Source organism: Tepidicaulis sp., assembly GCF_965222285.1.
Classification (GTDB): Bacteria; Pseudomonadota; Alphaproteobacteria; order Parvibaculales; family Parvibaculaceae; genus Tepidicaulis.
This window is the reverse complement of record NZ_OZ244942.1, coordinates 488,834-513,475: the sequence shown is the minus strand read 5'-3', so window position 1 is coordinate 513,475 and position 24,642 is coordinate 488,834. Positions and strand designations below refer to the sequence as shown.

Genomic DNA, 24,642 nt, shown 5'->3' with positions numbered 1-24,642 from the left:
GCTTAGCTGTTCACCAGCGCCGAGCCGTCGCATTGCAGAAGTTTCTGGAAAGCAAGGCCGGCCTCGCGGTGTTTCGCCGCTTCCTGATAATCGGGCATGGCGACCATGCGCAGGAAGGCGGCGCGGGAGGGATAGAAGACGAGAGCGGCGGCGTCATATTGGTCGTCCGCGTCGTCGCCGATCATGACCATGTGCTGCGGCGCGGACCAGACGATGCGCCCGCCCACTTCCTCGATCTTTTTCTGCGCCACCGCGCCGTAGCGCCCGTAAGCTTCGGCGCCGGAAATGTCGCTATCGGGTGTGCCCGCCGGATAGTCCGCCTTCTCTTTAAATTTCAGAAGATTGATCATGACGAGCGGGGCGTCCTGATCGGCTTTCATGAAGCGGTTGAGCTGGTCTTCCGTCGGTGCGATAGCCATGGGGCCCTCCCTGTTTTTACCCCGCGCCTTTTTAAGACGCGGTTTGTTTTATTATGCGGGCGGTTTCCTCGGAAAGCGGCGCGCGCAGCACGGCCTCCGCCGTATCGAGCAAGTTCGAGACGAACAGTTCTTGCGCATGGCTCTCCGGTACCGTTTCCGCCCTGATCCAACGTGCCATTGCACCGATCGACATTTCAATGGCAAGCCGCAGGCGCATCCCGAAAACGTGATCGGGCAGATCCGGCACCGACGCGCGTATCCAGGAAACGGCGCGGCCGAGCCCGTCCATGGAGGGTGCTTCGATGAAAGACGGCAGATCGAATTTCGGATCGAACAGCGCCTGCACGGCAAAGAGAAGATAATATTTATCTTCGCTGTCCATTACCTCGACAAGCGGGCCGAGCGCCGCGCCGAGGACCGCGCGCAGATCGCCGCTGCGTCCTTCCGCTTCCAGTGCGTTCAAAAGCTCGATGCGGCGCGCCTCGATCTGATCCACCCTATAGGCGAAAACCGCCGAGATGAGCCCGGCGCGGGAGCCGAAATGATATTGCAGCGCGCTTTCATTGCGCTGGCCCGCCGCCGCCAGAATTTCCTTCACCGACACATGCTGAAAGCCGCGCTCGCCCAGCAGCCGTTCAGCCGCCAGGATAAGCTTTACCCGTGTCGGCAGGTCCTGTTTTACATTTTCCATGAGAGTAAATTAATGACTAACATTAAACACGTCAATCGCCCCATGCGACTGCCCCAGAGACTCGCAATGGCGAGCCAAGGACCAGACTAAAGCGGGCGGCGCCTCAAGCGCAATGCATTGCCGACCACGGAAACGGAGCTGAGCGACATAGCCGCTGCCGCGATCATGGGGCTGAGCAGGATACCGAAAAACGGATAGAGAATACCGGCGGCGACCGGCACGCCTGCGCCATTATAGACAAAGGCGAAAAAGAGGTTCTGGCGGATATTCGCCATGACATTCCGCGAGAGCGTATGGGCTTTGACGAGCGCCAGCAATTCGCCGTTCAAAAGCGTGACCGCTGCCGTCTCCATCGCCACATCCGAGCCGTCGCCCATAGCGATACCGACATGCGCGGCAGCAAGCGCGGGCGCATCGTTAATGCCGTCGCCCGCCATGGCGACCCGCTCGCCTTTCGCCGTTCTTTCGCTGACAAGGCGGTGCTTGTCTTCGGGCAGAAGCTCGGCATGCACCTCATCGATGCCAAGCTCGCGCGCCACGGCCTTGGCCGGGCCCTCGCCGTCGCCGGTCATCATAACGACCTTGAGGCCCCTCGCATGAAGCGCGTCCACCGCTTCGCGGGCCGTTTCCTTTACCGGGTCTTTGATCGCCAGGAAGCCGAGGGCGCGGCCTTCCAGAGCCGTAAAGATCACCGTCGCGCCCTCTTCCGCCTTCCGGACGGCAGCCTCTTTCAGCGCGTCCGTATCGATGCTGTTCGCCTTCATGAAGCGGGCATTGCCGATGAGCACGTTTTTGCCCGAAAGAGAAGCGCGCACGCCCTGCCCCGTTTCCGCTTCAAAGGCGCTCACGTCTTCAAGCTCGAGGCCTTCTTCTTCGGCGGCGGCCAGTACGGCGTCCGCCAGAGGGTGCTCGCTTGCCCGCTCGGTGCTGGCAGCAAGGCGCAAAAGCTCGGCGCGGTTCCCGCCTTCTACCGTTTCGATGTGAACGAGTTTCGGACGGCCTTCCGTCAAAGTGCCGGTCTTATCCACCACCAGCGTTTCGATCTTCTCGAACTGTTCCAGCGCTTCGGCATCGCGGATGAGAATGCCCGCTTTCGCCCCCTCGCCCATGCCGACCATGATGGACATGGGCGTTGCAAGACCAAGCGCGCAAGGACAGGCGATGATGAGCACGGAGACCGCCACGATAAGCGCATAGGAAAGCGACGGCGCGGGCCCGTATAGCCCCCAGATCAAGGCGGCGATGACGGCAATGGCGATGACGCCGGGCACGAAAAAGCCGGCCACTTTATCCGCGAGGCCCTGAATGGGCGCGCGCGAGCGCTGAGCATCGGAGACGCGCTGCACGATGCGCGAGAGGAGCGTGTCGCGGCCCACATGATCGGCCTGCATCACAAAGCCGCCGCGGCCATTGACCGTGCCGCCGATAACCTTGTCGCCTTCCTGTTTTTCGGCAGGCACCGGCTCGCCCGTCACCATGGATTCGTCGATCGTGCTGCGCCCTTCCACGACATGCCCGTCCACCGGCACTTTGGCGCCCGGTTTGACGCGCAGCCTGTCGCCTTCGCGCACCTCGCTTGCCGCAATCTCTTCTTCCTTGCCGCCTTCGATGCGCAGCGCGGTTTCAGGCGTCAGGTCCAACAAAGAGCGCAGGGCATTGCCCGTCGCCTCGCGGGCGCGCAGCTCCATCACCTGGCCGAGCAGGACGAGCACGATGATGACGGAGGCCGCTTCGAAATAGACGGGCGGCGTGCCGCCTTCTCCTAAAAACGCTTCGGGATAAAGACCGGGCGCGAGCACCGCCGTAACGGAGGCGAGATAGGCCGCGCCCGTGCCGATGGCGATGAGCGTGAACATGTTGAAATTCATGCCGCGCAGCGAGGCCCAGCCGCGCTCGAAAAACGGCGCGCCGGAATAAAGCACCACCGGTGTCGCCAGCGCGAATTGCACCCAGTTCGACATCGCAGGGGGGAGAATATGAAGCCCCGGAAAAAGATGCGCACCCATTTCCAGAACGAAAACCGGCAGAGTCAAGACAAGGCCGATCCAGAAGCGGCGGGTAAAATCCACAAGCTCCGGGTTGGGCCCGGCATCGCGGCTTACTTCTTTGGGCTCGAGCGCCATGCCGCAAATCGGGCAGGAGCCGGGACCGACCTGCTCGATCTCGGGATGCATGGGGCAGGTATAAATAGCATCCGGGTCCTCGGGCGCGGCCTCTTCCGGATGGAGATAGCGGGCGGGGTCCGCCTCGAATTTTTCCAGGCAGCGGGCGGAGCAGAAATAATACCTCTCCCCTTCCGCCTTCGCCCGATGCGCGGTCTTTTCCGGATCCACATCCATGCCGCAGACGGGGTCCTTCACCGTGCCCGCGTGAGGGGCGGCGGAATGGTCGTGATGGGCGCAGCAGGACATGGGACTACCTCGAAACCTAATGGTGACGGTTCAGATGTAGTCTTTCCAGCCACTGGAAGGTCAAGCCCTTGCCAAAACCCGCTTGCCGCTTGACCTTCCAGTAAGGGGAAGCCTCACCTTACGCCCAACCACGTACTTTCGACGGAGAAGAGGCAGATGCGGATAAAATACGCCGGATGGCTGAAAGGGTTGGGGCTCGGCATCGCCATGGCGGCCGGCCTTTCCACTGCGACAGCCGCGGGTACCTATGAGCTGACGATCGGGGAAACCGAGGTCTCCTTCTCGGGCGGCAAAGCCGAGGCTTTTGCGGTGAACGGAAAGGTGCCGGGGCCGCTTTTGCGCTTTGAGGAAGGCGAAGAGGTCACCATTCATGTGACGAACACGCTGGATGTGCCGACTTCCGTTCACTGGCACGGGCTGCTGCTTCCCGGCGATATGGACGGCGTGCCCGGCTTTAACGGCTTTCCGGGCATCGCGCCCGGCGAGACCTTCACCTACCGGTTTCCCATCCGTCAGGCGGGCACCTATTGGTATCACGCCCATTCCGCCTATCAGGAACAAGAAGGGGTCTATGGGCCGCTCGTCATCGACCCCAAGGGCGAAGATCCGGTGAAAGCCGACCGCGAGCACGTCATCTTTCTTTCCGACTGGACGGATGAACGGGGGGCGCAGGTGCATGCCAACCTGAAAGCGATGCCCGACTATTACAATTACGCACAGAACACGCTGCTCGGCTTCTTCCGCGAGGCAAGCGAAGAAGGCTTCAGCGAAACGCTTGCCGAACGCGCCGCCTGGGGCGAGATGCGCATGATGCCGAGCGATATTGCCGATGTCTCGGGCTACACGTTCCTGATGAACGGCCAACCGGAGCGCACGCCCTGGGCCGGCACGTTCAAACCGCATGAGCGGGTGCGCCTGCGCCTCATCAACGGCTCGGCCATGACCTATTTTGATTTCCGCATTCCCGGTCACAAGCTGCAGGTCGTGCAGGCGGACGGGCAGAATGTCGAGCCCGTCAGCGTGGACGAGCTGCGCATCGCCGTTGCCGAAACCTATGACGTGATCGTCACGCCCCATTCCGCCGCGCCCTTGCAGCTTATCGCCGAGGCCATGGACCGCAGCGGCTTTGCGCTCGGTACGCTGAGCACGGACGGCGCGCCCGCAAACCTGCCCCGGCCAGAGCAGCGGCCGCGCGGCGAGCTCGCGATGAGCGATATGGGCATGCACCATGCCGGCATGGATCATGGCGATATGGATCACGGCAGCATGGACCATAGCCAGATGCCTCAGGAAGAAATGAGCCACACAATGGATCATGGCTCGATGAACCATGGCGAGATGGACCATGGCGAGATGGACCATGAGGCGATGGGTCACGAGACCATGGATCACGGGAACATGGACCATGGCGCCATGCCCATGAAGAATGACAGCGTGCCGCCTTCCGCCCTGTCGCGCGATCATGAACTGGTGCCGAGCGTGGGCGCGCCGGAAGGGGCGCGCGTGCTTTCCTATGCCGATTTGCGGGCGCTTGAAGACAACGACGATCTACGCGCACCCATGCGCGAAATCGAAGTGCGGCTCGGCGGGACGATGGAACGCTATTTGTGGACCATCAACGGCAAGAAATTCTCCGACGCCGAGCCCATCAAACTGAATTACGGCGAACGCGCCCGCCTCACGTTCATCAACGAAAGCATGATGAACCACCCGATGCATTTGCACGGCATGTTCGTCGAGCTGGAAAACGGCCAGCCGCGTGAGAAACAGCCGCGCAAGCACATCGTCAATGTGGGACCTGGGCGCAGCTATTCGGTAGAGATCACGGCGGACGAACCCGGCGAATGGGCCTTCCACTGTCACCTCCTCTATCACATGGCCTCCGGCATGATGCGCAAGGTCGTGGTGGCCGAACTGCCGGAAGGAGCGTGATCCATGAACATGAAGACGCTTATAGCCGCTATCCTCGGGCTTTCCCTGATGAGCGCGCCCGCGCTTGCCATGGAGGATGATCAGCTCTTCCATTACTTCTCTCTTGAAACCGACTATGCCGATTGGGGAGAAGCGGAGCGCGAGGTCACCCTCGAAGGGGAAGGCTGGCTCGGCAACGACAGTCACCGCGCCTGGCTGAAAACGGAAGGCGAATGGGAAGACGGGTCCTGGCATGAGGCGGAAGTGCAACTGCTTTACAGCAAGCCCGTGGCCGATTTCTGGGATGTGCAGGTCGGCGTGCGGCACGATTTCAAACCGCACCCCACCCATTATGCGGTTCTCGGCGTGCAGGGGCTTGCGCCTTACTTCTTCGAAACGGAAGCGGCGTTCTTTTTAAGCGACGAAGGAGACAGCAGTTTCAGGGCGGAAGTCTCTTACGATCTTCTGATCACCCAGCGCCTGATCGCGGAACCTTACGGCGAAGCCAATTTCTATTTCCAGGATGTGGACGCGCAGGAAAAGGCCTCCGGCCTTGCCGATATCGATACGGGCCTGCAGCTGCGCTACGAGATCACGCGCAAATTCGCGCCTTATCTCGATTTCAATTACCGCAGCACTTTTTCAGGTACGCGCGACATTGCCGAACGCGCCGGTGAAGACCCCGATAGTTTTGTGGTGCGGGCGGGGCTGCGCTTCTGGCTCAATTAGGCTCGAGCGCCGCTTCCGCCTCTTCGCCGACAAGCAGGATCTGCAAGGAGCGGGGCCCGTGCGCGCCCATCACAAGGGTTGCCTCGATATCGCCCGTGCGCGAGGGCCCGCCGACAAGCGAGAGCGCGCGCGGCAATCTGTTGCCGCCCGCCTTGCGCGCGAGCGGCCAGATATCTTCCATGCCTGCCACGATCTGATCGGTCCGGAGCACGGCGACATGCACATCCGGCAAAAGCCCCATGGCGAACGGATGCACGGCGCTTGACTGCATGATGACGGCGCCTGTTTCGGCAAGGCCCGCAAGCGCGCCGGTGACGGAGATCACCCCATCAAGATCGTCTTTGCCGCGCTCGCTATGCAGCGAGAGCCCGGCTTCCTGCCAGCTAAGCGCCGTCAGATCGGGCTCGTCATTCAGCCAGACATCGCCTTTCAGGTTCTGCTCGCTAAGCGCATGGGCGAGCGAGGCGGGCACGGCGCGCATTTCGCGCACCGGCACAATGGTGCAGCCGAGCGAGAGGGCGAGATGGCAGAACTGCGCAAGCCGCGCCCCGCCTTCTTTCGCGCCAAGCGCCGGGCGGAGCGGCGCAGGCTTTGCCGTGCCGGCACTTGTGCCGCGCGAGCGGGCGATCTTGCCGAGAATATCTTCACGCGCGCTCATACCCGCTCTCCTTTCGCCCCGCCGCTGCTCTTGCGCCGCTCATATTGCTCCAGGAAGGTCGCGCCTTCGCCCACATTCAAATCGCGCTTTTCGCTCCATCCCTTGCCGATAAAAGGCAAGGCATGGGCAACGCGTTCCTTGCCGCCCATCAGCGCCAGAACTTTGCGGCCCCATGTGGTCGCCAGCCTGTAGGCCCAGGGCGTGCGGGCGGCATAGGCCCAAAGCCCAAGCCCCCAGCGCTGGGCGGCAGGGGAATAATGTTTGGAAAACTCTTCCTCGCGCCAATGCCGCATCATGGAAGGAAGCGGAATGCGCACGGGGCACACCTCCTCGCACTTGCCGCAGAAGGTGGAGGCATTGGGCAGCATGGCGGCCTGCGAAACGCTGGTCAGCGCCGGGGTGAGAACCGAGCCCATGGGCCCTGAATAGACCGAGCCATAGGTCTGCCCGCCGACGCTGGTAAAAACCGGGCAAGCATTAAGGCAAGCCCCGCAGCGGATGCAGCGCAGCATGTCCTCCACCGCCGTGCCCAGCATGTCCGAGCGGCCATTATCCACGAGCACGATGTCGAAACTTTCCGGCCCATCCGCATCGCCTTCCCGCCGGGGGCCGGAATAAAGCGAGAGATAATTCGCCGTGTCCTGGCCCGTCGCCGAGCGCGGCAGCACGCGCCAGAAGAGCGCCAAATCATCGAGTGTTGGGATGATCTTCTCGATCCCCGTCACGGCAATATGCTTGCGCGGCAAGGTGGCGCAGAGATCGGCATTGCCTTCATTCGTCACCAGCGCGATGGAGCCGGTCTCAGCGATGAGGAAGTTTGCGCCGGTAATGCCGACATCCGCCTTCTTGAAGCGCTCGCGCAGCACGATGCGCGCTTCTTCCACAAGCTTGACCTTGTCTTCCACGCGCTCGGTGCGGCCATGGGCCTTGTGCGCTTCATAGAACGTGTCGGCCACCTCGCCCGCCGTCAGGTGCCAGGCGGGGGCGACGATGTGAAAGGGTTTTTCCCCGCGCAATTGAATGATGTATTCGCCAAGATCGGTTTCGGTGACGGTCAGCCCTTCAGCCTCCAGGGCCGGGTTAAGCTCCAGTTCTTCGGTCACCATGGATTTCGATTTGATGACGGTTTGCGCGTCCACTTCCTTACAAAGCTGCGCGATGATGCGGTTCGCTTCCTCCCCGTCGCGGGCCCAATGCACGCGCCCGCCATTTTCGATCACACGCTGTTCGAACTGCTGCAGATAAGCGTCGAGATTTTCCAGCGTGTGTCGCTTGATGTCGCGGGCCTGATCGCGCAGCGCGTCGAATTCGGGCATTTGCGCCATGGCATGATCGCGCATGGCGGTGAAAATCTTGCCGATGATGAAAAGCCCGCCCTGCAAGTTCTTATTGGCGATGGCTTCTTTCGCGCGGCCGTGGAATTTCTCCGTTGTGACATGCATGGGGCTTACTCCGTCATATCCGCAAGAAGCTCGGCAATGTGCAGCGCCTTTATCTCCTTGCCCTCGCGCAGAAGCGCGCCTTCCATGTTCAAGAGGCAGCCGACATCTCCCGTCACCAGCGCGTCCGCACCGGAAGCAAGAGCGGCTTCGGATTTCCGCCGCACCATCTCGCCCGAGACTTCCGGATATTTGACGCAGAAAAGCCCGCCGAAGCCGCAGCAGACTTCCGCATCTTCCATTTCCTTCACCTCGCACTTCTTCTGGCCGATCAGCGCGCGAGGCTGGGCCTTGATGCCAAGCTCGCGCAGACCCGAGCAGGCGTCGTGATAGGTAACGGAAAGAGGTGCTGCAGCAGGCGCAAGCTCGATGCCAACCACATCGCTCAGGAAGCTCACCAGTTCATAAGTGCGTCCGGCAAGCGCCTCCATGCGGGGCTTCAGCGGATCACCTTCCTCAAAAAGTTTCGGGTAATGCACGCGCACCATCGCCCCGCAGGAGCCCGAGGGCACGACCACATAGTCGAAGCCTTCATAGGTTTTCAGGAAATGCTCGGCCATGGCGCGGGCGCCGTTCCTGTCGCCGCTATTGTAATTGGGCTGGCCGCAGCAGGTCTGTTCTTTCGGCACCGCCACTTCAAAGCCTGCCTCTTCCAGCAGTTTGAGCGCGGCAAAGCCGACGCGCGGGCGCATGGTGTTCACAAGGCAGGTGGCAAAGAGCCCCACCTTTTTCGAGGCGGCGGATGCAAGCGGCATAAAGGTCCTCCCGGCCGGCCCGGTTTTTCCCGTTTCCCTGGGTCCGGCTTTCTGATTTGCCCCAGCATAGCAAAAAATGACGCAGCGGCATTGCCCTTCGCCATAACATTCGCTATCGCGGAGGAAACCCGCCTTAAAGCGCAAAGGAAAAATCATGGGACGTTTAATTGGCCGTAACATCGCTCTGACCGGCGGCACCGGCGCTCTTGGCCGCGTCGTCGCCAAGCGGCTAACGGAAGAAGGGGCCACGATGCATATTCCCGCCATCGAAGGCGAGGTGGACAAAGCCGCGCTGGGGCTCGGTGAAGCCGTCTCCGTCACCACCGGCATCGACCTTTCGGATGAGGCGACGGTCAAAGACTTCTACGCGAAACTCCCCCCGCTCTGGGCCTCCATCCATATTGCCGGCGGCTTTGCCTTTGCGCCCATTAGCGAGACGGATGCAGCGACCCTGCGCCAGCAGTTCGAGATGAATGCGGTCAGCGCCTATCTTTGCTGCAAGGAAGCTGCGGCCAATATGAAAGCGGGCAAGGCCGGCGGGCGGCTCGTCAATGTCTCCGCCCGCCCGGCGCTGGAGCCGCGCGTGGGCGCGAATATCACCGCCTACACGATGGCAAAAGCCGGGATCGCCGCGCTGACGACGGCACTTGCCGAAGAGCTGAAAGACGAGCGCATCGCGGTCAATGCCGTCGCGCCGTCCATCATCGACACACCCGCCAACCGGGAGGCCATGTCCGGGGCCGATTTTTCCACCTGGGTAACGCCCGGCGCGATTGCCGAACTGATGCTGGGGCTCTGCGATCCGGATGCCGCCTCGGTCTCGGGCGCCGTCGTACCGATTTACGGCTGGGTATAATATTGGAATAATTCTAGGGTGATACCCCAAAAATTCTTGTGAGGGCAGGCCCGCGTTTGTATAAAGCCTCAAGCGCGGGCCGGATGAGCGTTGAAACCGCCCGGCCGCGCCGCAACCGACATTTGGAGGAATGTGGTGAACGCTGCCCCCACAACACACAGCGCATCTTTAGCCAGAGCCGGCACCGCCACCCCGCAAATCGCCATTCTGGGCGCAGGTGCGGCGGGCCTTTGCATGGCCATTCAGCTCAAAAAAGCCGGTATCAACAGTTTCACGATCTATGAGAAGGCAGGCAGCGTCGCCGGCACCTGGCGGGACAATACTTATCCCGGGTCCGGCTGCGACGTACCCTCGCATCTTTATTCCTTCTCTTTCGAGCCGAAGCACGACTGGAGCCGCAAGTTCGCGCGCCAGCCGGAGATCGAGGCTTATTTCCAGCACTGCGCGGAAAAATACGGCCTCCTGCCCCATATCCGTTTCAACACCGAAATCGCCGAAGCCGCCTTCGATGAAGAAGAAGCGCTCTGGCGCATCCGCATGACGGACGGGGAAGAGGTAAGCGCCGCGCTTTTCATCTCCGGCGCCGGGCAGCTCAACCAGCCATTCACGCCGCATCTTGAGGGCATCGAAAACTTCAAAGGCGCAGCCTTCCACTCCGCCCGCTGGAATCACGGCATCGACCTGACAGGCAAGAAGGTCGCCGTTGTCGGCTCGGGCGCAAGCGCCATTCAGTTTGTGCCTGAAATCGCGCCGAAGGTGGAGCACCTCACGCTTTTCCAGCGCACACCCAACTGGGTGGTGCCGAAAGCGGACCGGCCTTATACGCGCCTTGAAAAGGCGCTCTTCAAGCGCTTTCCGGCGCTCGCCAAGCTCCACCGCTATATGATCTATCTGACGCTGGAGCGGAATTTCCTCGCCTTCCTGAAAGACAGTTTCTTCGGCAAGCTGTTTGAAAAAGCCGCGCGCAAGGAAATCGAAACCCATATCGAGGACCCGGAGCTGCGCGAAAAACTGACGCCGGACTTTCCGGCGGGCTGCAAGCGCATCCTGCTTTCGAACGACTGGTTCCCCGCCATGGCGCGGCCCAATGTGAGCGTCGAGACCGCCGGCATCGACCACGTGGAAGATGGCGCGCTCATTGGCAAAGATGGCAGAGCGCATGCGGCCGACGTCATCATCTACGGCACGGGCTTTAAGGCGACGGACTTTCTCTGCCCGATGGAAATCAAAGGCCTTGGCGGGCGCTCGCTGAACGAAGCCTGGCGGGAGGGCGCGGAAGCTTACCGCGGCGTTGCCGTTTCCGGCTTCCCGAACTTCTTCATGATGTACGGGCCCAACACCAATCTCGGGCATAATTCGATTATCTTCATGATCGAATGCCAGGTGAATTACATCATGCAATGCGTGCAGGCGCTGATCGGCAAGGATCTGGCCTATGTGGATGTCAAACCCGATGCAATGAGCGCGTTCAACACGCAGCTTCAGGAAGACATCAAGAAGTCCGTTTGGGCGAGCGGCTGCACGAGTTGGTACAAGACCGAAAGCGGCAAGATCACCAATAACTGGTCGAGCTTCACCATGAAATATTGGTGGCAGATGCGCCGCGCCGATCTTGCGCATTTCGTGCAAGCGGTGAAACGCCGCCGCAAGACCCCCAATCTACAAGCTGCCGACTAGAAGAACCCCTCCTCTACGGCACGAAGGGCTGCATGCGTATCATGCGGCCCTTCTTTATTTCTAATCTGCTGCAAGAGCACGCGCGGCCGCGACGATGGCCTCACGCAGGCGCTCCGCCGCCGGGCTGAGCGAGCGTTCCTTCACCCGCAGCACCGCATAAGAACAGGTAACGGGAAAGGGAAACGCGGCCATATGCACGCGCTCGGTCTCCCCGATGCGCCGGGCAACGGAAAGCGGCGCGCCGGTCAGCACCTGAGCATCGAGCGCAAGGCGGATGCAGGCGGAAAGGTTTTCAAGCCGGAGCTGGGGAATGCCGCGCTCTTCCATCGCCTGGCGGAAGAAATCGGGAAAGCGCGCATAGTCATCCGCAAAGAGCCGGGGCGCCGCCCAGAGATGGTCGAGATAATCTTCCGACGGCGCATCGGCAAGAACGAGCGGATGATCGGGCCGCGCCAGAATGACGGCAGGCTCGCTGGAGAGGAACTGAATGGTGAGCGCATCCTGATGGGCGATAGGCTGAAAGCTCACCCCGCCGAGCAGCACCATGTCGAGCTCGCGGTCCATGAGCCGGCGCATCAGCGCATCCTGATGATCGGTGACGACGGAAATTTCCGCGTGCCAGTCCCCCGCCTTCACGAGCCGCTCCAGGGCGGGCGGCACCAGCGCCTCGGTGGGCAAAGGCGCGGCGCCGAGCGAGACGCGCCCCGCCTCCCCGCCTTTCAAGAGCCCCGCCTCCCGGGTCAGCTCGCGGGCATCCTGCAGGAGTGCGCGGGCACGGGGCATGAGCCGCTCGGCGCCTGCGGTCGGATGGACGGCGCGGGTCGTGCGGTCGAAGAGCCGCACGCCCAGATCCTCTTCCAGTTTCTGAATGGAACGGGTCAGCGCCGAATGGGTCAGCCCCTGCTCTTCCGCGGCAAGGCGGAAAGAACCCAGCCGGTAAAGCGCCTCGAAATGGCGGATTTGCCTTAGATCCATGGACCGTGCACCAATTCATTCTCAAAACTCAATAATAAATCAACATAAATGAGTGTAATGAAAATGAAACACTCAAAAACCCGGAAACGCCTAACGCCTGGACGCCTTATGAGCCTGCCGCTTTTCTTCGGCCTCAGCGCTGCCCTGATCGGCGGCACCGTTCTTCTTCTCCACCTGCTTGGCCTTTCCAAGCGGGCGGCATTGACCGAGGAAAAGGCGCGCCAGCTTTTCCTGACCGATTATCCGGATGCCGACATCAAGGCCGTGAATTTGAGCACGGCAGGAAGCGATGCCGTGCTGGAGCTCTCGGAGGCAGGGCATATCGGCGTGCTGCAGAACATGGGCGCCTTCTGGGCGGCACGTGCGCTCGGCGCCGGCGATATCGAGGCCGTTACCCGGCCCGCACCGGACACGCTTCAGATCACACTCGACGACTTCACCGACCCGGCCATCACGCTGCAGCTTGGGGATGAGCTTGCCGCCCGCTGGGAAGAAAAACTGAGCAGGCTGCTCGGCGCGCCCAGCCGCGTCTCTCCTCAAACATCCCCAAAGGCCGCGATATGACCGAAGTTCCTTCCTTTCCCGATGCGTCCACTTTGGCAGCACCCATTTTCATCGGCGCCATTCTGCTGGAGATGACGCTGATCCTGTTCGGGCGCGTCAAAGGCGTTTATGAGACGCGCGATACGGCGGCGAGCCTCATCATGGGCGTGGGCAGCGTCTTCTTCGGCGCGGCGCTCGGCGGGGCGGGCTATTATCTTCTGCTCGTGCTTTACGATTACCGCGTCATGACGATCGGCTTTTCGGCGGGGGCGCTCGTTCTTTGCTTCATCATCGACGACATGCGCTATTACTGGGCGCACCGGCTGATGCACCGCTCGCGCTGGTTTTGGGCGGCGCATGTGGTGCACCATTCAAGCCAGCACTTCAATCTTTCAACGGCGCTGCGCCAGTCCTGGACGGGGCCGATTTCCGGCCTGGTGTTGCTGCGCATGCCGCTCGTCCTGATCGGCTTTCATCCGGCGGCGATCGCCTTCGTCTATTCCTTCAATCTCGTCTATCAGTTCTTCATCCATACCGAAGCCGTGGGGAAACTGCCCCGGCCCATCGAATGGCTGTTCAACACGCCGTCCCATCACCGGGTGCATCACGGACGGAACGCGCGCTATCTCGATGCGAATTATGCGGGCACGCTGATCATCTGGGACCGGCTCTTCGGTACATTCGTGCCTGAGACCGAGCGCGAAGAGGTGCGCTACGGCATTGTCAAATCGCTCGGCACGTTCAACCCGCTGCGGATCGGCTTTCATGAATATGTGGGGATCGGCAAAGACGTCTTTGCAAGAGGCCGGAGCATGAGGGACCGGCTGCTTTATCTCTTCGCCCCGCCCGGCTGGAGCCATGACGGCAGCCGGCTGAGTTCGGAAGCGCTGAAGGAAGACTATGTACGCGCGCACCCGGAAGAAGCCGGACAGCCCGGCCTGCCGGCGCTGAGCGCGCCGCCCGCAGAGAAAAGCGCGGAGCTTCCCCTGCGGGCGTGAGCGGTTCTTTATAAGCGGTATCCTGCTTTAAGCGGTATCCTGCTGGGCTTTTTCCGCCGGTTCATACTCCCCGGCGAAAAGCCGGTAGATGCCGAAGGCGGCAAAGCCAGCAATGATGCCCGGCATCCCTTCGAAGATGTAGGACTGCCAGCCAAGCTCGCGCCAGAGAATGACCGTCATGGCCCCCGCCAGCACCATGATGATGGCGTGCGGCTCGCTCAGCTTCACATCGCGGGCGAGCAGCACCAGAAGCGGCGCGAAGCTTGCGCCCAGAAGCGACCAGGCGAGGATCACCAGCGAGAAAACGCTTTGCGTGCCCGAGAGCGCAATGGCAAGCGCAAAGGCGGTGATCATGATGGTGACGAGCTTGAGGTGGAACGGCTTTTCCATCCGCTGCGGCATCAGGTCGTGCGTTAATGCGGATGAACAGCTAAGGACAAGCGAGTCCGCCGTCGACATGGTGGCCGCGAAAATCCCTGCCAGCATCAGCCCGACAAGCAGCGGCGGCATCAGTTCGATCGCCATGGTGGGCAGCACAAGCTCGGGGTCCATGCCGCCGATATCGGGCAGATGGATCTTCGTCATCAGACCGACGACGGTTGCCAGCCCGTAAAAGAGCGTGAAGAAGCCGTAATACCAGGCGCGCGTATGGGCAAGCCGGTCATCATTGTCGAGCGTCATGAAGCGCACCATGATGTGCGGCTGCCCGGCGACTGAGAAACCGGCAAAGAGCCAGCCCAGGGCAAAGAGCGCCGGTCCCCAGAAATCCCCGAACGGCAGATCCGAGGGGAACCAGTCGAGGAATCCCGGTACGGCGGCAAGCTTGTCATAAGAGGCGTCAATACCGCCTGCGGCATTGATGGCGATATAGCCGAGCAGCACCATGGCGACGATCATGATGGCCGACTGCAAAACGTCGGTCCAGATCGAGGCACGGATGCCGCCCGCCATGCAATAGCCGGCCACCATGACCGCTGAAATGACGGCGCCCGTTGCCGGCGGCCAGCCGAGCAGCGCCTGGAGCGCCTTGCCGCCCGCGCTCATTTGCGCAGCGGCGTAAGCCCCGAGGAAGGCGAGCGTGATCAGCGCAATCAAGACGCGCAGCAGGCGGAAATTCGTACCATGCCAGGAAGAAATCGCTCCGGCGAAGGTCACTTCGTTTTCCGCCTCCGAGCGGCGGCGCAGGTGACGGTGAATGAAAAGCGAGGCGACGAAGTCCCCGACGATCCAGCCCACCATCAACCAGATGGCGCTGAGGCCGACCGTGTAGGTAAAGCCCATCACACCGATGAACATGTAGCCAGAATTATTCGTCGCCACCGCCGACAGGCCGACGAACATGGGCGAAACGTCACGGCTCGCAAGGTAATAATCGCTTTTCGTGCCGCGTGAGAGAAAAACGGACGAAAGCCCGATCATCAAGATCAGGCCCAGACAAACGACGAAGCTGATAACAATCACGGTGCCCCCTTCCCGCAAAGTGAAAAAGCCCCCCGCCATTTTTCGGGGCGGGAGGCTTTCTCGAAGCGTTTATGATCAATCCACAACAAGCGGGTAAGCCCCGGATTCATCGTGCACTTCCTGTCCTGTAACAGGCGGATTGAAAACACAGGCCATTTTCACTTCCTTATGGACGCGCAGGATGTGCTCATCGTGCTGGTCCAGAATGTAAATCGTGCCCGGCTTGATCTGATATTTCTTGCCGTCGGCAAGCGTTTCGATCTCCGCCTCGCCTTCCATGCAGTACACGGATTCCAGATGGTTCTTGTAATGCATGCGGGTAACCGTGCCTGCATAAAGGGTCGTGATATGGAACGAGAAGCCCATATTGTCGTCTTTCAAAAGAAGACGGACGCTGTCCCAGGTCTTACTTTGAACCTTACGGTCGGTTTTTTCGGCTTCTTCAAGCGTTCTGACGATCATTCTTCTTCCTTAAGCTACAGAGACGAGATGCTTTTTCCGGCCGGCGACCTGCACGACCTCGGCAAAGGCTTTCTCGAGAATATCGAGACCCTTTTCAAGTGTCGCCTGATCGATGATGAGCGGAATGAGGCACTTCACGACTTCATCGTTCGGGCCCGCCGTCTCGATGATCAGGCCTTCCTTGAAGCAGCGCGAGGTCACTTCGCTGGCGAACTCGCCGGTCGGGCATTCGATGCCCTGCATCATGCCGCGGCCTTTCAGCTTCAGATCGATGCCGCCCGCCTTATCGATGATGGCGTTGAGGCGCTTGGTAATATAGTCGCCTTTCTCACGCACGCTTTTGGCGAAGCTGTCATCCTTCCAATAAGTCTTAAGCGCCGCCGTCGCGGTGACGAAGGCGTGGTTGTTGCCGCGGAAGGTGCCGTTATGCTCGCCCGGCTTCCAGATATCGAGCTCGGAGCTGATCAGCACGATGGCGAAGGGCAGACCGTAGCCGCTCAGCGATTTCGACAGCGTGACGATATCCGGCGTGATGCCGGCCGGTTCCCAGCTGAAGAAGGTGCCGGTGCGCCCGCAGCCTGCCTGAATGTCGTCGGAGATCAGCAGAATGTCGTGGCGCTTACAGAAAGCGGCCAGCTTCTTGATCCAGTCCATGCTGGCGGCATTGAGACCGCCTTCACCCTGCACCGCCTCGAAAATGACGGCGGCCGGCATATCGACGCCGCTTGAGGGGTCTGTCACCATTTTTTCCAAGACGTCGATCGTGTCCACATCTTCGCCGAGGTAATTGGCGAAGGGCATGCGCGTGACGCCGGCAAGCGGCAGGCCCGCGCCGCCGCGGTGATGGCCGTTCCCCGTCGCCGAGAGCGCGCCCATGGTTACGCCATGAAAGCCGTTGGTGAAGGAGATGATGTTGTGGCGGCCCGTCACCTTACGGGCAAGCTTCATCGCCGCTTCCACGGCATTGGCGCCCGTCGGGCCGGTGAACTGGACCATATAGTCGAGGCCGCGCGGCTTGAGAATCAACTCTTCAAGCGCTTCGAGGAACTGTTCCTTGGCGTCCGTGTGCATATCGAGGCCGTGGGCGATACCGTCCGCCTCGATATATTCGAGCAGCTTCTTCTTCAGTTCCGGGTTGTTGTGCCCGTAGTTGAGCGTGCCCGCGCCGGCCAGAAAATCGATATATTCCTTGCCGTCCACGTCATAAAGATGCGCGCCTTGCGCCTTTCCGAACACCACCGGGAAGGAACGCGCATAGGTCTGCACGTTCGATTCCTTCCGGGCGAAGATGGAAGTGTCACTATCGTCGACATCCGAAACAGCAGCTAAGGGATTCATGGACTAAGTCCTCTCTCGTTTGTGCCCCTGAAAGACTTTATTTTTATTGGACGGCGAAGGGGCCAATCTTGATGGCAAACTCGCTATCGTGCCGTCCGTTGAAATGACGCTCGCGGTCGAACCGCGGGAAGGACTGAAACTCGGTGTCGAGCTTCTTGGCAGTCCCTCTGAACAACGCCCAGGACGCTTCATTGTCCTCGGTGATCGTTGCTTCGATAAATTTCACATCTTTGTGGCGGGCAACGATGTCCAGCATCATCCGGCGCGCCAGGCCGAGGCCGCGTGCCTTTTCCGAAACCGCCACCTGCCAGACGAAAAACGTGTCCGGCTTTTTCGGCGGGCAGTAACCGGAGAGAAAACCGATCACTTCCCCGTCTTTTTCGGCAATCGCGCAGGTGTCCTGAAAATCGGAGCACTGCAGCAGATTGCAATAAAGCGAGTTTTCGTCCAGCGGCTTGCAATTTGCGATCAAATCGTGAACACGGTACCCATCTTCTGCAGCCGGAGCCCTTAGAACAAGGCCGTCATCTGCGGGCGATTCCTTCGGGGAATCTATGGGTTTTGCTTGTGCCACCGTCGAATCTCGTTGCTTTTCAATCAATTATCTAAACTTTTAATCGGAAAAAATGGCTTTTTTCCGCCATTTGTCTCCCGACGCCCTTTTAAATACACCATTGATCTATATTTTCAATCTATATATCTGTTTGATTGGTTGAACAAACGTGAAGGAAGGGAACAAGGTCCTTGACACTCACCTCAAATGAACGGAAATGGCAGGATTCCGATGCGCGCGCCCGCACGCTGCGCGAACTTGTGGAGATGTCTATGGAATCGAAATTGGCGGCCGACGCCCTTGTCGCCCTTCGTCAGATCATCCGGGCGACGGATATGGACGGGCGTCAGCTGGCCAAGCAGACGGGCCTGACCACCTCCCAGCTCGTCGTCATGCAGCTGCTCAAGCGCTCGCCGGGGCTGACCATCACCAAGCTGGCCGAACGCGTGTCGCTGCGCCAGGCAACGGTGACGGCGCTCATCGATAAACTGGAAAGCCGCACCCTCGTGCAGCGCAAACGCTCCGATCTAGACCGGCGGCGCGTCGAGCTTTACCTGACCGAGGAAGGCAGCGCCATGATCGAAGCGGCGCCCACCATCCTGCAGGAACGGTTCATCGTGCAGTTCGACCAGCTGGAAGATTGGGAACAATCCTTCATCCTCGCCGCGCTTCAGCGGGTGGCAAGCATGCTGGATGCCGGGGAGCTCGATGCCTCGCCCGTGCTCTCCGTCGGCGCGCTCGACCGCACCGAAAAGCATCAACCTCACTGAAACGGAAAAGCCGGCCCGCCTTTAAATAACGGACCGGCCTTTCACCTTTTCAGCGCCTCCGGCTTAGACCGGCGGCGGTCTGCCGCGCACGGCGTGCGCGATCAGCGAGATCACGAGCAGTGCCAGGAAGATAAAGAACAGAATCTGCGCAATGCCCGTGGCGGCGGATGCGACACCGCCGAAGCCGAAGACACCGGCGATGATCGCGATGATAAAAAATGTCAAAGCCCATCCAAGCATGAAAATCTCCTTGTGCTTCTTGGCTTTAACAACGCATGGGGCCGTGAGAGGTTCCGCGGCCTAAAACACGGGAACCTCACGCCCCCTCCTCCGTTAATCGTGCTGACAGTTACAACGACGCAAAACGGAGCAGCGCTATGAAACCGAATGCCAAACTCTCTGCTACGCTTGCCGCTCTTCTTTTGAGCGGCGGGCTGCTTGCCGCCTGTGAAGAAGAAGGTCCCGCCGAACGGGCCGGGGAAAGCATCGACGAAACGGCGGAAGAAATGGGCGATGCCATGGATGAGGCGACCGAAGACCTGGACGACGGCAACAATCCGTAAAGGTAGCCGCGCCCCTCTGATGACTAGACCGTTTGCCTTCCATGAAAGGAATTTGTCATGTCTATGCTTGAAAAAACGGTGAAAGCGTTTCTGGCTTTCGGGCTCATTGCCTCTTCCCTGACCCTCGGCGCCTGCAACACGGTGGAAGGGTTCGGCCAGGATATGGAACAAGCCGGTGACGCCATTTCGAGGGAGGCCGAAGAGGCCAAGCATTAAGTCTGCCGCCTTCGGTCGCAGCCTCTACGGAAACGAAAAGGAGCGCGCCTCGAGCCCGCTCCTTTTTCTTTATTTTCTGCCCCCGCTTTTGTCTCATCGCCTTGCCTTGAGGGGTCAGACAGGCTTAGCTCACTAAAGACAAAAGCCGGGGGTTTTGATGCTGGAAGAAATGGGTTTTGGGGAAATCGGTCACGGCATTCCAGCCTTGCGTGAAATCCTCACCTTCCTGCTTGCCTCTATCATTCTGGTGCCGCTCTTTCAGAAGCTGAAGGCGAGCCCCATATTGGGCTTCCTCATCACCGGGGCGATTATCGGCCCCTCCGGCTTTGCGGTGATCGCGGATATCGAGGGGGTGCGCACGATCGCCGAATTCGGCGTCGTCTTTCTGCTTTTCACCATCGGGCTCGAACTTTCGGTCGAGCGGCTGCGCGCCATGCGCCGCTATGTGTTCGGGCTCGGCGCGGCGCAGGTTTTCATCACCGCCATTGCCATTGCCGCCGTTGCCTATGCCTGGGGCAATGCGCCCGCCGCCGCCCTTCTTATCGGCGCGGGCCTTGCCCTGTCCTCCACCGCCATGGTCATGCAGACCTTGAGCGAGCGCGGCGAGATCGCCTCGCGCTTCGGCCGGGTGAGCTTTTCCGTTCTACTTTTTCAAGATCTTGCCGTCGCCCCCATTCTCATTCTCGTCACCGCCTTCGGCAGTTCGGCGGAAGGCAGCAATCTTTTCGCCGATGGGCTCTGGACGCTCGGCAAAGCGGCGCTCGCCGTCGTCATTCTGCTCTTTCTCGGGCGGATCGTCTTACGCGGGCTTCTTAGCATCGTCGCCAATGTGGGCAGCACGGAACTGAACGCGGCGACCGCCCTTTTCATCATTCTCGGAATCGCGGCGGCGACGGAAATGGCAGGGCTTTCCATGGCGCTCGGGGCGTTTCTTGCCGGGCTCATCCTGGCGGAAACGGAATTCCGCCATCAGGTGGAAGCCGACATCATGCCCTTCAAAGGGCTCTTGCTCGGGCTCTTTTTCATCTCCGTCGGCATGGCGCTCGATCTTTCCGTGCTACTCGACAGTTTAGGCTGGCTGCTTTTCTCGCTTGCCGGGCTCCTGGCGCTGAAGACGGCGATTACCACGGGTCTCGCCCTCGCCTTCGGGCTGACGCGGCCGGAAGCGGTGCGCACCGGCCTTTCACTTGCAGAAGCCGGCGAGTTCGCTTTCGTCATTCTGGCTTCGGCGCTCACCTTCAAGCTCATTCCGCCGGAGACGGGCCAGTTCATGGCGGTACTGGCCGGGCTTTCCATGGCGCTCACGCCGCTTCTCGTGCCGTTCAGTGCATGGCTCGTCAAACGCTATGAAGGCGCGCAGGCCGCGCGCGAGCGCCCGGCCCATGACGACACGCTGCGCGACCATGTGGTGATTTGCGGGTATGGCCGGGTCGGGCAGACGGTGGCCGATCTCATGCGCCTGCAGACCGTGCCTTATGTGGCGCTCGATCTCGACCCCTCGCTCATCAAAGCCTGCCGGGCGCGCAGCGAGCCGGTTTTTTACGGCGATGCCATACGCCCGGATGTGCTGGAACGCTTCGGCGCTTCCCGCGCCGCCGCCATCGTCATCACGCTCGATGCGCCGCAGGCCGCCCACAAAGCTTTCGAGATCGTGCGGGATATGTGGCCGGATGTGCCGGTCTTTGTGCGCGCGGCGAATGCCGAGGAAGCCGACCGCTATATGAAGCTCGGTGCCCGCCATGTGGTGCCCGAAACGCTGGAAGCGAGCCTGCAGCTGTCCGGCCAGGTGCTCCATGCGCTGGGCACACCCATGGAGGCGGTCAACACGATCATCGAGCGCATCCGCCAGGATCAATATGCGCCGATCGCCGATGTCATCGAAGGCAAGAGCGCTTCGGAAAAAGAGAGTTAGGAGGCGCGCCTAGCTCTCGTAAGCCTCGACCTTGGTCAGCTCCAGCGTATAAGCGGCATTGCCGAGATCGTTGAGATGCTTGTCGGTCTTCAAGACGCCTTCGATCCAGACTGCGTCCCAGGTAAAGAGCACGTCTTCCTTCGCCGTCACATAGATAATCTGATTGGGTGGCGGCGGGGGCACGTGAATGCAGGCGCCGAAATAAGGCACGAGCAGAAATTCCGTCACCTCACCCGCATTCAGCTCGAACGGCACCATGAAGCCGGGGATGCGGATGTTTTTACCGTTCAGGTCTTCCACCACATTATAGGTGCCGAACTGTATGGGCTTGTCGGCAGCGCTGCCTTCCGGGATGAGGCTCATATCCGGCATGGTGCTCATCTGCTGCTCGTAAAGCTCCATGAGCCGCTCTTCCTCGCCGGGCGGCATAAGGTCCTCCCAGGACAAGGTGACCTGCTCGCCCTCATCTTCCGCCGCGCTGAGCGGCAGCACCGCGCCCAACGAAAGAACAAATGCCGCAAGGAACAGGAAGTGCCGGAGCGAAAACATCATCACCACCTTTAAACTCTGACCGTCAGACCGTCGGCAAGCGAATTGCGGTAAGCGCGCAGGGCTGGAAAGAGCCCGAGAAGCAGCGCCGCGCCGACGACGGCCAGGATAAGATAAAGATCATAGAGGCCGGGTTGAAGGGCGCCGAGGAAAATTCCAAGCTGCGCCTCGATAAAGGAGCGGGCCGCGGTAAGCGCTATATAGATGGCCGCAATGCCTGAGAGCGCGCCGGCTAGCGCCAAAAGCGCTGCCTCGCTCATCAAAAGTGCGAAAATCATCCAGGGCCGGGCGCCTACCGAGCGCAGGATCGCCATTTCCCGCCGCCGTTCGTTCAGACTCGTCATGATCGCGGTGAGCATGCCCAAAAGCCCGGTAAAGACGACAAAAGCGGCAATGGAGGTGAGCGCCGTTTCGGCCACCGAAACCACCCGCCAAAGCTGGGAAAGGGCAACGCCCGGAATGACGGCCTGCAAGGGTTCGCTCTTATATTGATTGATCTCGCGCTGAACCTTGAGCGCGGCGATACGCGATTTCAGGCCCATGAAGAAGGCGGTGATCTCGGCAGGCTGCAATTCCATCTGGCGCACGCGCTCGGGCGTATAAAGCGCGGCAAGCGGGCTGCGGGCGCCGCTTTCCCAGCCCAGATGAATGGCCTCGATCCCTTCCAGGGGCACATGCACGGTGCTGTCCACCGGTGTGCCGGTGCGCTTTAGAATGCCGGCCACGCGGAAGGGCTTGTTCTCATGATTGGCGAAACTCGTCTCACCGATGCCATGGGAGAGCGTGATGGCATCCCCGAGCTCATACCCAAGGCGGCTTGCGACTTCAGCGCCGAGCACCGCATCGAAAACATCTTCGAAGGGCGCGCCTTCGCTGAATACGAGCGGGCGGCGCTGGCCGTATTGATAATGCTCGAAATAGGCTCCCGTCGTGCCCATGACGCGGAAACCGCGATGGGAATCGCCGAGCGAAATCGGCACCGTCCAGGCCGTGTCGGGATGCTCGGTGAATTCGCGGTAGCTTTCCCAGGTAATGTTGTTCGTCGCATCACCGATGCGGAAGACGGAATAGAGCAGCAAGTTGACCGAACCCGAGCGCGCGCCGACGATAAGGTCCGTGCCCGAGATCGTGTTGTCGAAACTTTCCTTCGCGCCGAGGCGGATCTTCTCGACACCTAAAAACAGCATGACGGAAAGCGCGATAGCAAAAAGCGTGAGGAGCGCCGTGACGCGCCGGTTCATCAGCGAGCGGGCGGCCAGGGGCAGAAAGAAGAAACGGTTCATGCTCCCTCCTCCGGCGCCGCTGCCGCGCGGTTCACCTCGGGCAGCGCAATGGAGCGGGAGAAGAACCGGCTGAGTGAAGTGTCGTGACTGACAAAAACCAGCGCGCTTTGCGCCCGCTCGCATTCCTCGATCAGAAGTTCCAGAAACCGGCCTTGGGCGCGCGCATCGAGAGCGGAGGTGGGTTCATCGGCGATCAGGATTTCCGGCCCGCCGATCAGCGCGCGGGCGGCGGCGACACGCTGCTGCTGACCGACGGAAAGCTGCGTCACCGGACGCTGCAGCAGCGCCTCATCGCGCAGCCCGAGATGGGCCAGAAGACGGCGCGCCTCGCCGGTGAGCGTGCCCGTTGCGGCAAGGGCGACCTCCCTGCGGCGCAGCGAAAAGCGGCAGGGAAGAATGACGTTGTCGATCAGCGAGAGATAGGGGAGCAGATTGAACATCTGAAAGACGATGCCAAGATGCTCCGCGCGGAACCTGTCACGGCCCGCCGCGCTGAGCGCGCCGAGATCCTGCCCGAGCAGCAGGACTTTGCCGCGCGCCGGTGTCAGCACCCCGCCGATGAGGCCCAGCAGCGTGCTCTTGCCGCTGCCCGAGGGCCCTTCGACGAAGACTTTTTCGTTCCTTGCGATATGAAGGGCAGGGATATCGAGCACCGGCGCGCCGCCCGGCCAGGCAAAACGGAGATCCTGCAAGGCAATGGCCGCCTCAGCTTGAGGCGCTTGCGCAAGCGTCCGGCTCATATCGCCTCTGCAATGCGGCGCTGAAAATTCAGCCTCATTCAAACTCCCATCCGGGACGGGCGGGGGTCAGAACTTCTGCCGCCTGCCGGTCCGCGCTCAAGAACACGGCTTCGATCTTCTCAAACCCGGAGAAAAGAGAAAAGAGGCGTGTTTCGAAACCGGCAATATCCGCCGGCGCAGCGCAGGAGAGTGTATAAACGGCGCGTATCTCCGCATGAGCCTCACCGGCATCGTGGTGCGCATCGTGATCATGCTCGCCGTGATCATGGGCATCATGATCATGGTCTTTGTCATGTTCATGCTCTTCATGATGGGCATCGTGCTCTTCTTCCATGCCACCCAGCTTCTCAAAGCTGAGATCGGAGAGCGCTGCTTCTTCAAACGCGCAGTTCCCGCCTTCGAAAATGAAAAGAGCATCCCCGTCTTTCAGCGTCTCCTTGGCCGCGGCCAGCTTGGCACGCTCCTCGTCCGTTTCCGGGCTGTGTTCGAACCCCGTCAGATTGGCGAGCGGGCTATGCAGCTCGACCTGCAGCGCCTCGCCGTCGAGCGCCATAGAAAGCTCAGCCTGTCCGTGCACATGAGCGTCTGCCTGGCGTCTCTCCTCCGCGCCCGCCGAAAAAGACAAAGCGCAAAGGGTGAGCGCCGCATAAGCACTGCGCGATGCAACGGAGAAAAAGAGACGCGGTCGTGTCTTGGCCGGCATAGGCTTCCTCCGAAAGGGGAAATGTTATGT

26 protein-coding genes are annotated in these 24,642 nt (G+C 60.8%); 10 read left to right on the top strand and 16 right to left on the bottom strand.

What is annotated here, in order from left to right; translation table 11 throughout:
- Window positions 1–2: 2 nt before the first annotated feature.
- From ACOQOT_RS02370 to ACOQOT_RS02360, 3 genes are all read right to left on the bottom strand, one after another.
- Complete coding sequence (locus tag ACOQOT_RS02370; RefSeq protein WP_420560781.1) at window positions 3–419, bottom strand: DUF1330 domain-containing protein; 417 nt, start codon at window positions 417–419, stop codon at window positions 3–5.
- Window positions 420–450: 31 nt separating this feature from the next.
- Complete coding sequence (locus ACOQOT_RS02365) at window positions 451–1,110, bottom strand: TetR/AcrR family transcriptional regulator (RefSeq protein ID WP_420560780.1); 660 nt, start codon at window positions 1,108–1,110, stop codon at window positions 451–453.
- 86 nt (window positions 1,111–1,196) lie between these two features.
- Complete coding sequence (locus ACOQOT_RS02360) at window positions 1,197–3,521, bottom strand: heavy metal translocating P-type ATPase (protein WP_420560779.1); 2,325 nt, start codon at window positions 3,519–3,521, stop codon at window positions 1,197–1,199.
- A 156-nt stretch (window positions 3,522–3,677) separates the two neighbouring features.
- Between ACOQOT_RS02360 and ACOQOT_RS02355 the strand changes: the two genes are divergently transcribed.
- Complete coding sequence (locus ACOQOT_RS02355; protein ID WP_420560778.1) at window positions 3,678–5,453, top strand: copper resistance system multicopper oxidase; 1,776 nt, start codon at window positions 3,678–3,680, stop codon at window positions 5,451–5,453.
- Between the two features lie 3 nt (window positions 5,454–5,456).
- Window positions 5,457–6,161: a copper resistance protein B gene (locus ACOQOT_RS02350; protein WP_420560777.1), complete on the top strand. Its 705-nt coding sequence runs from the start codon at window positions 5,457–5,459 to the stop codon at window positions 6,159–6,161.
- Here ACOQOT_RS02350 and ACOQOT_RS02345 read toward each other — a convergent pair.
- Genes ACOQOT_RS02345 through ACOQOT_RS02335 form a run of 3 tightly spaced genes read right to left on the bottom strand, consistent with a single transcriptional unit; the run spans window position 6,154 to window position 9,013 of the window.
- On the bottom strand, window positions 6,154–6,819 hold the full coding sequence (locus tag ACOQOT_RS02345) for a LutC/YkgG family protein (RefSeq protein WP_420560776.1): 666 nt from the start codon (window positions 6,817–6,819) through the stop codon (window positions 6,154–6,156). The genes ACOQOT_RS02350 and ACOQOT_RS02345 overlap by 8 nt on opposite strands.
- Window positions 6,816–8,261: a LutB/LldF family L-lactate oxidation iron-sulfur protein gene (locus ACOQOT_RS02340; protein ID WP_420560775.1), complete on the bottom strand. Its 1,446-nt coding sequence runs from the start codon at window positions 8,259–8,261 to the stop codon at window positions 6,816–6,818. The genes ACOQOT_RS02345 and ACOQOT_RS02340 overlap by 4 nt, the downstream gene beginning before the upstream one ends.
- Window positions 8,262–8,266: 5 nt before the next feature.
- Entirely contained in the window at window positions 8,267–9,013 is a 747-nt protein-coding gene (locus tag ACOQOT_RS02335; RefSeq protein ID WP_420560774.1) for a (Fe-S)-binding protein, read from the bottom strand.
- 154 nt (window positions 9,014–9,167) lie between these two features.
- Between ACOQOT_RS02335 and ACOQOT_RS02330 the strand changes: the two genes are divergently transcribed.
- Window positions 9,168–9,869, top strand: coding sequence for an SDR family NAD(P)-dependent oxidoreductase (locus tag ACOQOT_RS02330; RefSeq protein ID WP_420560773.1), 702 nt, complete (start codon window positions 9,168–9,170; stop codon window positions 9,867–9,869).
- 135 nt (window positions 9,870–10,004) lie between these two features.
- On the top strand, window positions 10,005–11,546 hold the full coding sequence (locus tag ACOQOT_RS02325) for a flavin-containing monooxygenase (RefSeq protein WP_420560772.1): 1,542 nt from the start codon (window positions 10,005–10,007) through the stop codon (window positions 11,544–11,546).
- A gap of 60 nt (window positions 11,547–11,606) precedes the next feature.
- Here the strand turns inward: ACOQOT_RS02325 and ACOQOT_RS02320 are convergent, their stop codons facing one another.
- Window positions 11,607–12,521, bottom strand: coding sequence for a LysR family transcriptional regulator (locus ACOQOT_RS02320; protein ID WP_420560771.1), 915 nt, complete (start codon window positions 12,519–12,521; stop codon window positions 11,607–11,609).
- 108 nt (window positions 12,522–12,629) lie between these two features.
- Here ACOQOT_RS02320 and ACOQOT_RS02315 point away from each other — a divergent pair, with 108 nt between their 5' ends.
- Both ACOQOT_RS02315 and ACOQOT_RS02310 read left to right on the top strand, forming a co-directional pair.
- Window positions 12,630–13,085 (top strand): hypothetical protein, encoded by a 456-nt coding sequence (locus tag ACOQOT_RS02315; protein WP_420560770.1) that lies wholly within the window; start codon window positions 12,630–12,632, stop codon window positions 13,083–13,085.
- Complete coding sequence (locus ACOQOT_RS02310) at window positions 13,082–14,062, top strand: sterol desaturase family protein (protein ID WP_420560769.1); 981 nt, start codon at window positions 13,082–13,084, stop codon at window positions 14,060–14,062. Before ACOQOT_RS02315 ends, ACOQOT_RS02310 begins: the two co-directional genes overlap by 4 nt.
- Before the next feature lie 27 nt (window positions 14,063–14,089).
- Here ACOQOT_RS02310 and ACOQOT_RS02305 read toward each other — a convergent pair whose 3' ends face one another.
- From ACOQOT_RS02305 to ectA, 4 genes are all read right to left on the bottom strand, one after another.
- Complete coding sequence (locus ACOQOT_RS02305) at window positions 14,090–15,523, bottom strand: sodium/proline symporter (RefSeq protein ID WP_420560768.1); 1,434 nt, start codon at window positions 15,521–15,523, stop codon at window positions 14,090–14,092.
- Between the two features lie 75 nt (window positions 15,524–15,598).
- On the bottom strand, window positions 15,599–15,985 hold the full coding sequence (locus ACOQOT_RS02300) for an ectoine synthase (RefSeq protein ID WP_420560767.1): 387 nt from the start codon (window positions 15,983–15,985) through the stop codon (window positions 15,599–15,601).
- Window positions 15,986–15,994: 9 nt separating this feature from the next.
- Window positions 15,995–17,323 carry a diaminobutyrate--2-oxoglutarate transaminase gene (ectB, locus tag ACOQOT_RS02295; RefSeq protein WP_420560766.1) on the bottom strand — a complete coding sequence of 443 codons (1,329 nt, stop codon included), beginning with the start codon at window positions 17,321–17,323 and terminating at the stop codon, window positions 15,995–15,997.
- A 43-nt stretch (window positions 17,324–17,366) separates the two neighbouring features.
- Window positions 17,367–17,924 (bottom strand): diaminobutyrate acetyltransferase, encoded by a 558-nt coding sequence (ectA, locus tag ACOQOT_RS02290; RefSeq protein ID WP_420560765.1) that lies wholly within the window; start codon window positions 17,922–17,924, stop codon window positions 17,367–17,369.
- A 143-nt stretch (window positions 17,925–18,067) separates the two neighbouring features.
- Here ectA and ACOQOT_RS02285 point away from each other — a divergent pair, with 143 nt between their 5' ends.
- Window positions 18,068–18,646, top strand: coding sequence for a MarR family winged helix-turn-helix transcriptional regulator (locus ACOQOT_RS02285; RefSeq protein WP_420560764.1), 579 nt, complete (start codon window positions 18,068–18,070; stop codon window positions 18,644–18,646).
- Between the two features lie 63 nt (window positions 18,647–18,709).
- Here the strand turns inward: ACOQOT_RS02285 and ACOQOT_RS02280 are convergent, their stop codons facing one another.
- Entirely contained in the window at window positions 18,710–18,886 is a 177-nt protein-coding gene (locus ACOQOT_RS02280) for a DUF1328 domain-containing protein (protein WP_420560763.1), read from the bottom strand.
- Window positions 18,887–19,023: 137 nt separating this feature from the next.
- Between ACOQOT_RS02280 and ACOQOT_RS02275 the strand changes: the two genes are divergently transcribed.
- From ACOQOT_RS02275 to ACOQOT_RS02265, 3 genes are all read left to right on the top strand, one after another.
- Window positions 19,024–19,209 carry a hypothetical protein gene (locus tag ACOQOT_RS02275; RefSeq protein WP_420560762.1) on the top strand — a complete coding sequence of 62 codons (186 nt, stop codon included), beginning with the start codon at window positions 19,024–19,026 and terminating at the stop codon, window positions 19,207–19,209.
- A gap of 57 nt (window positions 19,210–19,266) precedes the next feature.
- Complete coding sequence (locus tag ACOQOT_RS02270; protein WP_420560761.1) at window positions 19,267–19,425, top strand: entericidin A/B family lipoprotein; 159 nt, start codon at window positions 19,267–19,269, stop codon at window positions 19,423–19,425.
- A gap of 157 nt (window positions 19,426–19,582) precedes the next feature.
- The gene (locus ACOQOT_RS02265; protein ID WP_420560760.1) at window positions 19,583–21,337 is read left to right on the top strand and encodes a monovalent cation:proton antiporter-2 (CPA2) family protein; all 1,755 of its coding nucleotides are present in this window, start codon (window positions 19,583–19,585) and stop codon (window positions 21,335–21,337) included.
- Window positions 21,338–21,346: 9 nt separating this feature from the next.
- On the opposite strand, the gene ACOQOT_RS02260 is transcribed toward ACOQOT_RS02265, so the two are convergent.
- From ACOQOT_RS02260 to ACOQOT_RS02245, 4 genes are read right to left on the bottom strand one after another with little or no spacing between them, the layout of a single operon-like run.
- A complete protein-coding gene (locus tag ACOQOT_RS02260; RefSeq protein ID WP_420560759.1) occupies window positions 21,347–21,889 on the bottom strand; it encodes a DUF3299 domain-containing protein in 543 nt (180 codons plus the stop codon).
- An 8-nt stretch (window positions 21,890–21,897) separates the two neighbouring features.
- Complete coding sequence (locus ACOQOT_RS02255) at window positions 21,898–23,169, bottom strand: ABC transporter permease (protein ID WP_420560758.1); 1,272 nt, start codon at window positions 23,167–23,169, stop codon at window positions 21,898–21,900.
- Window positions 23,166–23,909, bottom strand: coding sequence for an ABC transporter ATP-binding protein (locus tag ACOQOT_RS02250; RefSeq protein WP_420560757.1), 744 nt, complete (start codon window positions 23,907–23,909; stop codon window positions 23,166–23,168). Before ACOQOT_RS02250 ends, ACOQOT_RS02255 begins: the two co-directional genes overlap by 4 nt.
- A 34-nt stretch (window positions 23,910–23,943) precedes the next feature.
- Window positions 23,944–24,612 (bottom strand): ZrgA family zinc uptake protein, encoded by a 669-nt coding sequence (locus tag ACOQOT_RS02245; RefSeq protein WP_420560756.1) that lies wholly within the window; start codon window positions 24,610–24,612, stop codon window positions 23,944–23,946.
- Between the last annotated feature and the right edge of the window lie 30 nt (window positions 24,613–24,642).